Here is a 234-nt window from a genome sequence, read left to right on the forward strand (position 1 = left end):
TCGGCATAGATCGCATCGCCAGGGCGCAACAACGCCATGCGGCGCACCGGGCGCCCGTTGACGTGGATGCCACGGATGCCGTTGGCCACCTGCAGCCACAGGCCGCGCTGGTCCAGACAGAACTGCGCCAACAGCAGCGCGCCCTGGGCATCAGCCACCACCCGCACGCTGCCGGAGGCATGACGGACGATCCGGTGGACGCCGGGCTTGAGGGAATGATCCGGCTGCTGCCGG

The 234-nt window shown here is 69.7% G+C and carries 1 protein-coding gene; it reads right to left on the reverse strand.

Going from position 1 to position 234, the window contains the following annotated elements; all coding sequences use genetic code 11:
• Positions 1-234 (reverse strand): FHA domain-containing protein (locus Y887_RS17745; RefSeq protein WP_046965610.1); only part of this gene is annotated, 234 nt, incomplete at both ends.

The organism is Xanthomonas pisi DSM 18956, assembly GCF_001010415.1.
Lineage (GTDB): Bacteria > Pseudomonadota > Gammaproteobacteria > Xanthomonadales > Xanthomonadaceae > Xanthomonas > Xanthomonas pisi.